The organism is Halorarum sp. SLYT50, assembly GCF_059821265.1.
The window spans coordinates 2,221,363-2,234,895 of record NZ_CM187555.1 but is presented as its reverse complement, the minus strand read 5'-3'; the positions used below and the strand labels follow the sequence as shown (position 1 = coordinate 2,234,895).

At 71.0% G+C, this 13,533-nt stretch carries 15 protein-coding genes; 10 read left to right on the top strand and 5 right to left on the bottom strand.

Translation table 11 applies throughout. The features are described 5' to 3' along the window. On the bottom strand, positions 1-300 hold the full coding sequence (locus AC6RUA_RS11660) for a DUF6432 family protein (RefSeq protein ID WP_499813179.1): 300 nt from the start codon (positions 298-300) through the stop codon (positions 1-3). A gap of 148 nt (positions 301-448) precedes the next feature. Between AC6RUA_RS11660 and AC6RUA_RS11655 the strand changes: the two genes are divergently transcribed. The 3 genes from AC6RUA_RS11655 (at position 449) to AC6RUA_RS11645 (ending at position 2,077) form a co-directional block, all read left to right on the top strand. Continuing rightward, positions 449-973, top strand: a complete 525-nt coding sequence (locus AC6RUA_RS11655; protein ID WP_499813178.1) for a DUF7093 family protein — start codon at positions 449-451, stop codon at positions 971-973. Beyond that, the gene (locus AC6RUA_RS11650) at positions 937-1,563 is read left to right on the top strand and encodes a hypothetical protein (RefSeq protein ID WP_499813177.1); all 627 of its coding nucleotides are present in this window, start codon (positions 937-939) and stop codon (positions 1,561-1,563) included. Before AC6RUA_RS11655 ends, AC6RUA_RS11650 begins: the two co-directional genes overlap by 37 nt. 130 nt (positions 1,564-1,693) lie before the next feature. Beyond that, positions 1,694-2,077: a DUF5611 family protein gene (locus tag AC6RUA_RS11645; protein WP_499813176.1), complete on the top strand. Its 384-nt coding sequence runs from the start codon at positions 1,694-1,696 to the stop codon at positions 2,075-2,077. Positions 2,078-2,172: 95 nt separating this feature from the next. On the opposite strand, the gene AC6RUA_RS11640 is transcribed toward AC6RUA_RS11645, so the two are convergent. Continuing rightward, positions 2,173-2,907, bottom strand: coding sequence for an SDR family NAD(P)-dependent oxidoreductase (locus AC6RUA_RS11640; protein WP_499813175.1), 735 nt, complete (start codon positions 2,905-2,907; stop codon positions 2,173-2,175). 113 nt (positions 2,908-3,020) lie between these two features. Here AC6RUA_RS11640 and AC6RUA_RS11635 point away from each other — a divergent pair, with 113 nt between their 5' ends. The 4 genes from AC6RUA_RS11635 (at position 3,021) to AC6RUA_RS11620 (ending at position 6,464) form a co-directional block, all read left to right on the top strand. Next, positions 3,021-3,461, top strand: coding sequence for a universal stress protein (locus AC6RUA_RS11635; RefSeq protein ID WP_499813174.1), 441 nt, complete (start codon positions 3,021-3,023; stop codon positions 3,459-3,461). 96 nt (positions 3,462-3,557) lie between these two features. Then, positions 3,558-4,526, top strand: a complete 969-nt coding sequence (locus AC6RUA_RS11630; protein WP_499813173.1) for an ROK family protein — start codon at positions 3,558-3,560, stop codon at positions 4,524-4,526. A 55-nt stretch (positions 4,527-4,581) separates the two neighbouring features. After that, on the top strand, positions 4,582-6,069 hold the full coding sequence (locus AC6RUA_RS11625) for an LVIVD repeat-containing protein (protein ID WP_499813172.1): 1,488 nt from the start codon (positions 4,582-4,584) through the stop codon (positions 6,067-6,069). 74 nt (positions 6,070-6,143) lie between these two features. Continuing rightward, complete coding sequence (locus AC6RUA_RS11620) at positions 6,144-6,464, top strand: NifU family protein (protein WP_499813171.1); 321 nt, start codon at positions 6,144-6,146, stop codon at positions 6,462-6,464. Between the two features lie 435 nt (positions 6,465-6,899). Here the strand turns inward: AC6RUA_RS11620 and AC6RUA_RS11615 are convergent, their stop codons facing one another. Then, the gene (locus tag AC6RUA_RS11615) at positions 6,900-8,774 is read right to left on the bottom strand and encodes a PINc/VapC family ATPase (protein ID WP_499813170.1); all 1,875 of its coding nucleotides are present in this window, start codon (positions 8,772-8,774) and stop codon (positions 6,900-6,902) included. Between the two features lie 218 nt (positions 8,775-8,992). On the opposite strand from AC6RUA_RS11615, the gene AC6RUA_RS11610 reads away from it, so the two are divergent. Further along, the gene (locus AC6RUA_RS11610; RefSeq protein ID WP_499813169.1) at positions 8,993-9,805 is read left to right on the top strand and encodes a manganese catalase family protein; all 813 of its coding nucleotides are present in this window, start codon (positions 8,993-8,995) and stop codon (positions 9,803-9,805) included. Between the two features lie 34 nt (positions 9,806-9,839). Here the strand turns inward: AC6RUA_RS11610 and AC6RUA_RS11605 are convergent, their stop codons facing one another. Together AC6RUA_RS11605 and AC6RUA_RS11600 are read right to left on the bottom strand one after the other, a co-directional pair. After that, a complete protein-coding gene (locus tag AC6RUA_RS11605; RefSeq protein ID WP_499813168.1) occupies positions 9,840-10,349 on the bottom strand; it encodes a DUF2243 domain-containing protein in 510 nt (169 codons plus the stop codon). Further along, a complete protein-coding gene (locus AC6RUA_RS11600) occupies positions 10,346-10,627 on the bottom strand; it encodes a hypothetical protein (protein ID WP_499813167.1) in 282 nt (93 codons plus the stop codon). Before AC6RUA_RS11600 ends, AC6RUA_RS11605 begins: the two co-directional genes overlap by 4 nt. 104 nt (positions 10,628-10,731) lie before the next feature. Here AC6RUA_RS11600 and AC6RUA_RS11595 point away from each other — a divergent pair, with 104 nt between their 5' ends. Continuing rightward, positions 10,732-11,823: a M20 family metallopeptidase gene (locus tag AC6RUA_RS11595; RefSeq protein WP_499813166.1), complete on the top strand. Its 1,092-nt coding sequence runs from the start codon at positions 10,732-10,734 to the stop codon at positions 11,821-11,823. Positions 11,824-11,934: 111 nt separating this feature from the next. Next, on the top strand, positions 11,935-13,461 hold the full coding sequence (locus AC6RUA_RS11590) for a carboxypeptidase M32 (protein ID WP_499813165.1): 1,527 nt from the start codon (positions 11,935-11,937) through the stop codon (positions 13,459-13,461). Positions 13,462-13,533 lie beyond the last annotated feature (72 nt).

The following is a 13,533-nucleotide window of genomic DNA, read 5'->3' as shown; positions in this document are numbered from 1 at the left end:
CTAGAAACCGAGCCGGTCGCGGATGCTTCCGAGGACGCTCGTCTCCTCCTCCGGGGGTTCCGTCGGGTCCGGCACCACGCGCTCGTCGGGGTAGATGCGGAGCGTCCCGTCCTCGTCGTCCACGTCGATGAGGTCGTCGTCCTTCAGGTTCGACAGTGCGTGCTCGATGTCGTCGATGTCCGCGTCCACGTGCGCGCGGAGTTCGAGAACCGTCATCCCGTCGTCGGCCCGCCCGACGAGCGCGTCGAGGACGGTCACGTCAACCTCCGCCCGGTCGCGGAACTCGGGCCGCGCTTTCATACCAGATTCATCGACCGACTGGGGGATACGTGTACCGGTGGTCGACCCCCTCCGTACCCCCGCGCGCCGTCCGCGCTCCCGCCGTCCCTCGCCCGCGCCCGGCGGACGGAGGGAATCCTTTTAGTCGCGCGACCGGTCCCACACGGTAATGGGACTCAGGTGTCTGCTCGGTCACGACTTCACGGAGCCGACGACCGAGCGCGAGCGGGAGGAGCGGGGAGACGAGGTGATCATCGCCATCCGGCGGGTCAAGGAGTGCGAGCGGTGCGGCGAGCGGCGGGTCGTCTCGGAGAACAAGGAGGTCACGTCGATGAGCCAGCCCCTCGGCGTCGGGGGGGACGAGACGGCCGCCGAACCGGGGGAGGGAGGCGGCGTCTCGGCCCGAACCGACGACGACTGGACGCCGGCGGACGACGCCCGGAGCGACGACGCGCGACCCGGCGACGCGGCCGCGAACGGGCCGAGCGGGCGGACGAGACCGACGACCGCGGGACCGGGGGCTTCGTCGACGACGAACGGGAGTTCGACCACCCCGAGGCCGACCCGGAGGGCGTCGACACGGACGTCGAGGACGACGCGGAGATACTCGAATCCACGCCGTCCGGCGGACCCGATGCGTCGAACGGCGACTCGGGCGTGCGCGGACGCGGCGAGTGGCCCGACGCCGACGTGAACCGCTCGACGGTCGCGGACGACGGCGCCGCGTGGCCGAACGCGGACGGCGCGACCGGGACGGACCGCCCGGACGACGACGGCGGCGGCGGGGAGGCACCGGTCGACCCGGCCGCGGAGGACGCCGAGTTCGTCGACGACGACGCGGAAGGCGGCGTCTCGGGCCGGACGGACGACGACGCGACGACGTGGCCGGACCACGACGCCGCGGACGAGGGGTTCGACGCCGCGTTCGACGACGAGGACGCGACCGTCTCGGTCGGGGGAGCGACCGGGTCGCGGGCCGACCCGGACCCCGAACCCGCGGACGACGACGCCGGCGGGGAGTACATCGAGGCGGAGTCGGAACCGCTCGACGACACCGAGTCCGAACCGGACACGACCGGCCGGTCGAGCGCGGGCGTGTCCCGAAGCGCGGGTGCGAGTGTGGCTCCCGGGGTCGAACTGCAGACGACGTCCGGCGACCCGGACGCGGAGTACGTCTGTCTCGAGTGCGGCGCGCGCGAACCGGTCGGCGCGTCCTCGCTGCGGGCGGGCGACATCTGTCCGGACTGCAAGCGCGGGTACATCGAGGAGCGGGCGCTGGAGTAACCCTCCCCGCCCGCCCGTTCCCGTCTCCCCCTCGCTCCGTCCGGGCCGCCACAGCGTGCGGCGGCGCGTCACGGGCGCGTTGCGGCCGTCTGACGAAACTCGTTTAGGGACCCCCGCCGAACGCCCGTCCATGAAGGAGTACAAGATGCGACGGGGAGAGCATCTCGACGAACGGATGCCCGACCTGAAGGCCGAGATCGAGGAGCGCTTCGGTCCGGTGAGCGGGACCGAGGAGTACAACGGTCACGAACTGTACGTCGTCGAGGAACCGGACAATCCGGTGTTCGAGCGCATCGTCGCCGGCGCCGCGAAGTACTCCGGCAAGAAGGACAAACTCGCCGTCCACTTCGAGGAGCGACCTGCCGAGGACGTCATCGCCGAGGGGAACGCCGACGCCGCGGCCGACGCCGTCGACGCGAAGAACGAGTTCCTGCTCGACGCCACGGGTCGAGACGCCAAGTCTCGACGGGACTCGCTGAAGCGCGAAGTCGAGGACGACGCGCCCGAGTACTGAGTCGGCCACGCCGCGCACACCGCGTACGCTCCGCCACCGGCGCGACGGGACACCGCGCACCGCCGGGTGCCGTCGGCCGCACCGCCGGCTCCCGGCTACACCGTCTCGGGGAGGTAGCCGCCGTCGACCTCGACGTTCTCCCCGGAGACGTAGCTCGCGTCGTCGCGGAGGAAGAACAGGAGCACCGTCACGAGGTCGTCGACCGTCGCCCACCGGCCGCGGGGAGCGTCGTCGGGGAAGGCGTCGGACGTCTCGACGACGTACGGCGACACCGCGTTCACCGTCACGCCGTCGTCCTGCGTGTCGGCCGCGAGCATCCGCGTGAACATCAACACCCCCGTCTTGGCGATGAAGTACGGCGCGTTCTTCGGGTTGACGAGTCCCTTCTCGCTGCCCGCGTAGCCCACGTTGACGACGCGGCCCCACTCCCGCTCGCGCATGCCCGGGAGCGCACGCTTCGAGCAGAGGTAGGTCCCGTTGAGGTTGGTCTCGAGCACCGTCTGCCACGTCGAGAAGTCGATGTCGGCCCAGTGGTCGGGCGCGAACGCGCCGACGTTGTTGACGAGCACGTCCACGCCCCCCAGTTCGTGCTCCACCGCGTCGAACACCGCCGCAACGTCGTCCGGGTCGGTCACGTCGCCCCGGACGGTGGTGGCCTCCACCCCGCGCTCGCGGGCCTCCGCGGCGGTGGCTTCGGCCTCCGCGCCGCTCGTCCGATAGTGGATTGCGACGTCCGCACCGTGGTCCGCACAGGCCAGCGCGAACCCGCGACCGATGCCGGCGGCACTGCCGGTCACGAGGGCCGTTCGTCCGCTCAGGTTCGGCTCCATGGACGCACAACACGTGCGCGAGGCAAAACGCCCCCGGGTCGGCGAGCGTCGCAGGGGGTCGGCGAGCGTCGCGACGGTGTACGTTTATGATGGTCAAGCCGAAACGGGGAGTCATGACCATCGAGACGGTGCTGCTGACCGTCGGTCGGAGCAACGAGGCGCGAGTGGACAAACTGACCGAGGCCGCCATCGAACTGTCGGAGGCGACGGGTGCGCGCGTCATCATCGGACACGCGTTCGAGACGCAGTCGGACGTGGACAAAGTCCGAGACCGGCTCGACATGGCCGAGGGGTCGGCCACGGACGTGGCCAACCGGATGGACACCGTCCGCCGCGCGAGCAAGGCGCTCCGCGCCGCCGGCGTCGACTTCGAGGTGCGGGCCCTCGTCGGCGACCCCGGCGAGGTCATCGCGGACCTCGCGGAGGAGGTCGGCGCGGACCGACTCCTCGTCGGCGGCCGAAAGCGCTCGCCGGCCGGCAAGGCCGTCTTCGGCAGCACCGCCCAGCGCATCATGCTGTCGGCCCCCTGTCCGGTGACGTTCGTCCGGGAGTGACGACGCGACGGGGCGGCCGCCGACCCCGACAGGCGTTCACTCACACGCGGAGGAGAAACCCCCTGATTAAGTAGCACCGGGGCGAGCGATTGACCGATGGCTTCGTACGTCGGCGTCGACCTCGGCGCGACGAACGTCCGTGCGGCGGTCGGCGACGAGCGCGCGCGGATACTCGGGCGCGCGCACCATTCTACTCCCCAGGGACCGACCGGAATCGCCGTCACCGAGGCGGTACTCGACGTGACGAGAGACGCCTGCGCGGACGCCGGCGTCCCCCCCGAGTCGGTCGTCGCCGCGGGCGTCGCCTCCATCGGTCCGCTCGACCTCGCGGCCGGGCTCATCGACGGCCCCGCGAACATCGAGGGCGACGTCGGACAGGTGCCGCTCACCGGCCCGCTGTCGGAACTGCTCGGGACGGACGAGATTCACCTCCACAACGACACCGCCGCGGGCGTCATCGGCGAGCGCTTCCACAGCGACCGCAACCCCGACGACATGGTGTACGTCACCATCTCGTCGGGCATCGGCGCGGGCGTCTGCGTCGACGGGAACGTCCTCGCCGGCTGGGACGGCAACGCCGGCGAGGTGGGCCACGACATCGTCGACCCCGACGGCGCGATGACGTGCGGGTGCGGCCGGGACGGCCACTGGGAGGCGTACTGTTCGGGCGAGAACATCCCCGAGTACGCGCGCTACCTCCACGAGACGGAGCGCGTCGAGACCGACCTCCCGGTCGAGACCGAGGCGTTCGGCGCCGCCGACGTGTTCGACGCCGCCGGCGAGGACCCGCTCGCGGACCGGACCCTCGAACGCGTCCGGCAGTGGAACCTCGTCGGGATGACGAACCTCGTCCACGCGTACGCCCCGCTCGTCGTCTTCGTCGGCGGCGCGGTGGCGCTCAACAACCCCGACCAGGTCGTCGACCCCCTGCACGGGGGCCTCGCGGACTCCGTGTTCACGAACGTCCCGGACGTCCAGCTCACGACGCTCGGCGACGACGTGGTCGTGAAGGGCGCGCTCGCCTCGGCGCTGACCGGCGGGACGGGCGACCGCTCGCGGCTGTAGCTCGGACGCTCTCCCCCGTCGCTACCCCTTTCCGCGTCCGCCCCGGAGGGGGGCCATGCGACGACGCGACGCCCTCCGGGCGGGGGGGGCCCTCCTCGGCGTCGGGGTACTCGGGACCGCCGCTTCGAGCGCGCAGACCGGAGCGACCGAGCGACGACAGGCGTACGAGCCGCTCGGCCGTCTCGAACTGCCGGGTACGAAGGAGGCGGTCGTCTCGCCCGACGGCTCGGTCGCGTACCTCGCGCTCAGCGACGGCTACGCGACGGTCGACCTCTCGGACCCCGCCGAGCCGACGGTGCTCGCGGAGCGCCGTTCGCTGCTCGCCGACCGCGAGGAGGGCCCGCTGGCGGAACTGTACGACGCCAAGCTCTCGGGGGAGACGCTCGCCGTCGTCGGGCCGGCGAACCGCGGCGACGCGGCCCCCAACGGCGCGCTCCTCGTGGACGTCTCCGACCCCGCCGACCCCGCACAGCGGGCGTTCTACTCGACCGAGTTCCCCGTCCACAACTGCGTTCTCGACGGCGAGTACCTGTACCTCACCGGGAACGACGGCGAGGGGAACCCACTGGTCGTCGTCGACGTCGCCGCCGACCCGCCCGCGGAAGTCGCGCGGTGGTCGCCGCTCGACCGGGACGGGGGGTGGCGCGACGTCTCCCCGAACCTCCGCGTACTCCACGACGTGTGGGTCCGGGGCGGACTCGCCGCGCTGGCGTACTGGGACGCCGGGACGTACCTGCTCGACGTGTCCGACCCGAGCGCGCCGGCGTACCTCGGGCGCGTCGCGACGGCCGACCCCGAGACGCTGGCAGACGCGGACGGGGGGGAGGGGCTGGTGCCGCCCGGCAACCACCACTACGCCGCCACCGACCCGGAGAACGACCTGCTCGCGGTCGGCAAGGAGTCGTGGGCCGTCCGCCGAGACGACGAGCTGACCGGCGGACCGAGCGGCGTCGACCTCTACGACCTGTCCGACCCCACGTCGCCGACCCACCTCGCGACCGTCGACCCCCCGCCGACGCCGAACCCGACGCTCGACGGGACCTGGACCACCGCGCACAACTTCGAACTCCGCGACGGGACGCTGTACACCTCGTGGTACCAGGGCGGCGTGAAGCGCCACGACGTCTCGGACCCCGCGACCCCCGTCGAGGAGACGTGGTGGGCCGACCCCGCGACGACCCGGTTCTGGACCGCGCGGACCGCCGTCCCCGACTCGTTCTTCGTCGCCTCGACGATGGGCACCCGCACGGACGAACCGGCCGGGCTGTTCACGTTTCCCGACGCGCCCGGCGTCGGCGGCGACATCGACGCGCTGACCGCGACGGCGACGCCGACGCGGACCGGAACGGATGCCCAGACCCGGACGACGGGGACGCCGACCCCGACGACCGAGTCGCCGTCCGCGAGCGCCGAGCCGACCACGAGCGAGACGGGCGGAGAGACTTCGGAGACGGGCGCGCCCGGGTTCGGTGCGCTCGCCGCCGTCGGCGGCGTCGGTCTCGCGGCGTGGCGCGTGCTCCGCGGTGGGCGTGCGGAACCCTGACACAGATTCGTTCGGCCGGCCCGAGCGCGGGGCGAACCGCAAGCTTTCAACGTGTCGACCCCCAAGACGCGGTGATGAACGACCTCGCTGAGCGCGTCGAGGAGTGGATGGTGGGGCAGATGCCCATCATCCAGATGCACGGCGGCACCAGCGTCGTGCGTGAGGCCGACCCCGACTCCGGCCTGGTCGTGGTCGAACTCGGCGGCACCTGTTCGGGGTGCGGCATCTCCGACATCACCGCCCAGAACATCAAACGCGACCTCATCACGGACTTCGAGGAGGTCCAGGACGTCGAGGTGAAGGTGCCGAGCACCGGCGACATGGGGTCGAGCACCGTCGAGGGCGGCCGCGGCGGCGACCTCCAGTTCTCCAGCGAGTCGGCCGACCACTTCTGACCTCGTCGTTCGGCCGCCGGTACGCGCGCGTCGGACGAATGGGTCCGGGCATTACTGTACGGACGTGGATTCCTTCCGGAAATCGACGCGCGGGCAGTGACGGGTCGTACGTCGTGTACGATAATACACCTTATACCCGCATAGGAAGGACATAGCTAAACTTTATCCGGCTATTCCGAGTCGGAGTAGACGCAATGTGCGATAGAATCGAAACGTTCGGTCGGTCGCCCGGGCGCGCACGCCGCCGAGCGAGCACGAGCACGACCGGTGCCCAGGGGGTGGTCGACCGGTAAGCGCGGTCCGACCTGCCACGACACGATACTGCGACCGACCGGTGCCGACGGTCACCGAACGGTCGCCGCCGCTCCCCGGCCGTCACCACCGGGGGGTTCCGTGTGACAGGCGCGCCCGTTCCGCCGCGGGCGCGCCGTTACCTCACGCCGACACCACCGTTATCACCTGTTTCCTGTCGATGGCGTCCTCGAGTTCCTCCGCGATGGCCGACCCGCGCGACACCTGGATGTCGCCGCCGCGGCCGACCGTCGCGGTGAAGAGGTACTCGTCGTCCGCGCGCACCTCGACCGTCTCGCCGACGTGTTCGTCCATCCGGATGACGACGTGCCGGCTGGTTATCTCGGGCTGGACGACCGTCCCCTGTGGCTGTGGCGTCCCGCCGCCGTTGGTGCCGGCGCCCCCGCCGTCGTCGAACCCGCCCGACGGCCGCTCCGAGTGGGTCCGCACGTCGATGGAGATGCCGAGACGGTTCTCGATGTCGGAGATGCGCCCGCCGCCCTTCCCGATGACGTAGCTGATGTCGTCCTCCTCGACGTAGACGACCGCCCGGTCCTGCCCCTCCAGTTCCACCTCGACGTGTCCGCGGGCGACCGAGCGGATCTCCCGCTCGATCTCCTTCCGCGCGAGGCGGCTCACGCCGGTGTCGCCCCCTCCGTCCTCGGTGAGCGGGACGGTGACGACCTGGTTGTTGAACGTGTATATCTCGTACTCGGGGCGACCGGTCTCGAAGTCGACGACCTGGATGACCGGCCGCGAGAGGTCCTCGGCGGTCAGCCCCTCGGGCACCTTCACCTGCGTCGTCACGTCGTAGACGGTGTCCACCTCGCCGGCCTCGATGAACACGACGGTGTCGACCACCTGCGGAATCATCCCGAGTTCGACCCGGCCGACCAGCCGCTGGAGTGCGTCGATGGCCCGGGTTGCGTGCGTGACGCCCACCATTCCGACGCCCGCGAGGCGCATGTCCGCGAACACCTCGAAGTCGTGTGTCTTTCGCACCTCGTCGTAGATGGTGTAGTCGGGGCGGACCAAGAGGAGCGAATCGGCCGTGTTCGCCATGTCGCCCCCGAGCGCGGTGTACTGGGTGATGTCGTCGCTCACCTGGAGGTCGCGCGGCTTCTCCATCGTCTTCACCGCGTACTCGTTCTCGTTGAGGAACTCCGCGACGGCCTGCGCGAACGTCGACTTACCCGCCCCCGGCGCGCCGGCGATGAGCACCCCGCGCTGGCGTTCGAGGAACCGCTCCCGGAGTTCGTCCGCGAACTCGTAGTCGTCGAGCGTCGTCCGCGCCACCGGTCGAACGGCGGTTATCTCGATGCCGTCCGAGAACGGCGGGCGCGCGACCGCGATGCGGTAGTTGCGGTACTGGACGATGGTCATCCCCGGCTCCGAGAGTTCGATGAACCCCTGTCTGGACGCCCGGGCGGTCGCCTCCACGTCGTCGGCCCACGCCGCCATCTGCTCCTCGCTCGTCTGGCCCTCGGCCTCGTCGGCGGGGCCGTACTGCATCTCGCCGATGGTGCCGCGCTTGGCCTTCGGTACCGTCCCGGTCTTGAGGTGGACCGACATCGTGTCGTCCGTGAAGAACGACTCGATGTCGAGTCCGTCGTCGGTCGCCCCGCGGACCTGGGGTTCGACGTAGTCGACGTCGAGCCCCTTCGCCTTGGCCGTCTCGGCCTGGACGTGGTCGCTCGTGAACAGCGTCGCGTCCCGTTCGGTCGCGATGTCGCGGATGAGCGCGTCGACGTCCCCCTCGCCCGCGCCGGCCTGCTCGGCCACCGACGGCCGCCGGCCAACGAACTCGGCGTCGACGACGCCGTCGGCCGCGAGTTCGGCGAGTCGCTGGAGTTCGGCGATGCCGTCCCAGCCGGTGTCGCGGCCCTCGTTCGCCTGCGCCTCCAACTCCCCGACCACCGCCTCCGGGACGAACAGGGTCGCGCCCTCGAAGGAGCCGTCCTCGACGCGGTCCGACACGCGGCCGTCGATGACCACGCTCGTGTCCGGCACGACGTTCATGTCCTCCCTCCGAGCGGGCGACGCATAAAGTCGGCGTGTGGGGCCCCCGGTCCCCGATTCCGCCGGTCGCGACCCACGGAGCGCGCCCCGCGGACGACTCGTTGGCGCTCGCAAGCAGAACGTACTGAGTCGTCCACACGTGCATAGTGGTTCCCGAAACGGAAGGCGGGGTGGGGGGCGACCAGCCCTATTGAGCGCGCCGGCGTGCGGGTTCACGGATGTTCTACCACGACGACGAACTCCAGTTCGAGGTCGAAGTCGAGGACCCCGACCCGCAGTTCGCCAAGATGCTCCAGCAGGCTATCGGCGGCGCGGAGGGCGAGATGCGCGTCGCGCTCCAGTACATGTTCCAGGCGTTCGCCGTCCCGGCGGAGAAAGGGGAGATTCGCCGGTTCCTGATGGAGACGGCCACCGAGGAACTCGGCCACATCGAGATGCTCGCGACGGCCGTCTCGAAGAACCTCCAGGACGCGTCCGACGAGGCGCGCCGGGAGGCACGCCAGGACCCCCTCATCGCGGAGATGATGCGCTCGGGCCAGCCCCGCCAGGCGCTCTCGGCCGGCCTCCACGCGATGCCCGTCGACGCGAACGGCAACCCGTTCACGGGCAACTACGTCGTCGCCTCGGGCAACCTCGCCGCGGACATGTACGCCAACGTGATGGCGGAGTCGACCGGCCGCCTGCTCGCCACCCGGCTGTACGAGTTCACCGACGACCCCGGGATGAAGGAGATGCTGGAGTACAACATCGCGCGGGACACGATGCACCAGAACCAGTGGCACGCCGCCCTGGAGGACCTCGGCGAGCACCGACCCGTGCCCGCGAGTTTCGACCAGAACAAGGAGAACCAGGAGTACAACTACGCGTTCATGTCGACGTACAGAGAAGAGCTCGAGGACCCCGAACGGCCGTGGACGACGGGCGATGCGCCCGACGGCAAGGGCGAGTTCACCTACGCGCCGGAACAACCCGGCGGCGGTCAGCCCGACCTGGACGAGATGATAGACGAGATGTACAACGAAGTGCAGTAGAACCGGCGAGGCCCGCCGACCCGCGCCGACCGCTTCAATCGGCGTCGTGCGTCCCGGTCGACGGCGCCGACGGCGTCGCGTTCCGAACCGCGACCCACCCGGCCGCCACGAGCGCGAGGCTGGCGAGGAGCCAGCCGAGGTCGTACACGTCGAGGACGGGGTACGTCGCGTGGTGGAGTCGCAGCAGGGCGTGGTCGACCACCACGTCGAACACGTTCCACGCGCCGAGGCCGACGACGGCGGCGCCGCCGACGGCACTCGCGGAGGGCGGACGCGCCGGGTCGGCTTCGACGAGCGCAGACCAGAGCTTCACCGCGCCGGCGCACATCACGAGGAGCATGACGAGCGAGAACACGCCGTCGGCGAACACGTTCGTCCGGAGACCAGCCAGCGTCGTCGGGTCGACGTAGCCCGTGACGAGGTGGTGCGTCTGCAGAATCAGGTGAAAGAGGACGACGTCGACGAGTCCGCCGAACCCGACGCCGAGCGTCGCGGCGGCCAGGAGCGTCGAGCGGTCGGCGGTGGGACGGTCGACGGCGGTCATCCCTCGTGGTCGTCCGGGCTCTCGTGCTCGCGGTCCACCCACTCCTCCTCGTCGACGCCGGTGTCCTCGGCGGGGTCGTCGTCCTCCTCGCCGAGCGCCGTGTCGTCCGCGGGGTCGTCCTCGTCGGTCTCGTCGTCGAGGTCGTCGGGACTCTCGCGTTCGCGCTCCGCCCACTCGTCCTCGTCGACGCCAGTATCGTCCACATCGTCCTCGTCGACCGCCGCGTCGTCGGCATCCTCGGGCGCGTCGGTCCGGTCGGGGTGGTCGTCGTCTGTCATGGTGCGCCGGTGTAAGACGCGCGCGCGCATACCGTTCCTGCCCGTACACGCAAGCAGGGGTCGCCGACGGCCGGCTTTATGCGCCGCGCAGCACACCTCCGGTCATGGACGAACTCGCGGACCTGACTCGGGGCCTGGTCTCGATTCCGAGCCACGAGGACGAGACGGCCGCGGGCGACCGCATCGAGGCGTGGCTCCGAGCGGAGACGGACGCGACCGTCGAGCGCGACGACCACGGCAACGTCCTCGCGCGCCGCGGCGACGCCGACCGACCGGCGCTCGCGCTGGTGGGTCACCACGACGTGGTTCCGCCGGGGGAACCGCAGACGACGGCCGACGGCGGCTACGTCGTCGAGGAGCGCGACGGCCGGCTCTACGGCCGCGGGACCGCGGACATGAAGGGGTCGGTGGCGGCGTCGATGCTGGCGTTCCGGGACGCCGACCCGGCCTGCGAACTCGTCTTCGCCTCGTTCGTCGGCGAGGAGGCGGGCGGTATCGGCGCGCGCGCCGCCATCGACGACGGGTTCGCCCCGGCGTACGCGCTCGTGGCCGAGGGGTCGACCGACTACTCGAAACCGGGGGTCACGGACGTGGTCGTCGCCCACCGGGGCCGGCGCGCGAGCACGCTCCGCGCCCGGGGGACGAGCGCGCACGCGAGCCAGCCCGAACGGGGGACGAACGCCGTCTACCGCGCCTGCGACGCCGTCGACGTCGTCCGTGGGTTCGAGTTCCCCGAGACGGAGGTGATGGGCGAGCGCGTCCGCGGGAGCGTCGCGGTCACCGAAATCGACGGCGGGAGCGCGTGGAACGTCATCCCCGACGCCTGCACCGTCACGGTCGACGAGCGGACGGTGCCGGGCGGGTACGCCCCGCTGGAGCGGGTCGAGTCCGTCGACGGCGTCGAGTGGGAGGTGGAGCAGGACCTCCCGCCGATGGCGTGCGACGACGACGCGTTCGCGGACGCGGCGCTCGCGGCGGCCCGGACGGCACAGGACGGCGACCCGGAACACGTCGTCAAGCCCCACGCGACCGACGCGGGGTGGCTCGCCGCGGCCGGAACGACCTGCGTCGTCTACGGCGCCTCCGAACCGGGCGAGGCGCACACCGACACCGAGAGCGTCTCGCTCGACGTACTCGCGCGCTGTTACCGGACGTACCGGACCCTCGCGGAGGACGCGGCGGCGTTCGTCGGGTGACCGCGTGCGGTCGCCGCCGACCGAACCGGACGGCACTACCGCGGCGGCGAACCCGGGTCGCGAACGGTCGTTTCACGGGGTTCAAGGCGACCGGGAGGTAACCACCGGGCGATGGCTACCGACGCGGCGGAGGCCGACACGGCCGACGCGTACGACGAACTGACCGACCGACTGGAGCGGCTCACCGCCGTTCAGGGCGCGAGCGGCGTGCTCGGGTGGGACCAGCAGGTGATGATGCCCGAAGGTGGGACGCCCGCCCGGTCGAGACAGCTCTCGGTCCTGTCGTCGGTGAGCCACGACATGCTCACCGACGAGCGGACGGCCGAACTCCTCGACGCCTGCGGGGAGGCCGACCTGACCGACGAGCAGGAGGCCGTGGTGCGCGAGACCCGCCGCGAGTACGAGCGAGCGGACGCCGTGCCCGTCGAACTGGTCGAGGAGATATCCGCCACCACCTCCGAGGCGCTCGGCGCGTGGGAGGAAGCCCGAGAGAACGACGAGTTCGAGACGTTCGCGCCGTACCTCGAGACGCTCGTCGACCTCAAGCGGGAGTACGCCGAGCACATCGACCCCGACCGGGACCCGTACGCGGTCCTCTTCGAGGAGTACGAGCCGTGCCTCCCGCTCTCGCAGGCCGAGGACATCCTCGAGACGCTGAGGGAGACGCTCGTGCCGATGATAGACGAGATTCGCGCGAGCGACGCCGCCCTGACGACCGACGCGTTCGAGGGGACGTTCGACGTCGACGAGCAGGAGGCGCTCTCGCACGACGTGCTCACGGACCTCGGCTACGACTGGGAGCGGGGCCGCCTCGACGTCTCCGCGCACCCGTTCACCTCGGGCAACCAGTTCGACTGCCGCGTCACCACGCGGTTCGACGAGTCGGACCCGCGCGGCGCGCTCATGTCGACCATCCACGAGTTCGGCCACGCGTTCTACAACCTCGGGCTGCCGCGGGAGCACTTCGGGACGCCGCTCGGCGAGTCGCGCGACCTCTCGGTCCACGAGAGCCAGAGCCGACTCTGGGAGAACCACGTCGGCCGCTCGGCGGCGTTCTGGGAGCACGTCATGCCGACGGTGCGCGAGCACTTCCCGGACGCCGACGCAAGCCCGCAGGAGGCGTACGAGTCGGCCAACCAGGTGTACGAGGACAACCTCATCCGGGTCGAGGCGGCCGAACTCACCTACCACCTCCACATCGTCGTCCGGTTCGAAATCGAGCGCGCGCTCATCTCGGGCGAGTTGGCCGTCGAGGACGTCCCCGAGGCGTGGAACGACAAGTACGAGGAGTACCTCGGCGTCCGCCCCGACACCGACGCGGAGGGGTGCCTCCAGGACATCCACTGGAGCCACGGGAGCTTCGGCTACTTCCCGACGTACTCGCTGGGGTCCGTGATGGCGACGCAGTTGTACGACGCCGCGAGCGAGGACATCGACGGCCTGGAGGAGAAGGTCCGCGAAGGCGAGTTCGCCGACCTCCACGACTGGCTGCGCGAACACGTCCACCGGCACGGCGCGCGGTACGAGACGAACGAACTCGTCGAACGGGCGACGGGTGAGGGGTTCTCCGCGGCCCACTTCGTCGAGTACGTCACCGCGAAGTACGGCGACCTGTACGACCTCGACGAGTCGGTGTAACTCGGCGTCGAAGAGAGCGTCGCGCCGAGGTGCCGTCGACGCGCTCGTAAACGTCCGTTTTCGTCCAGAGGG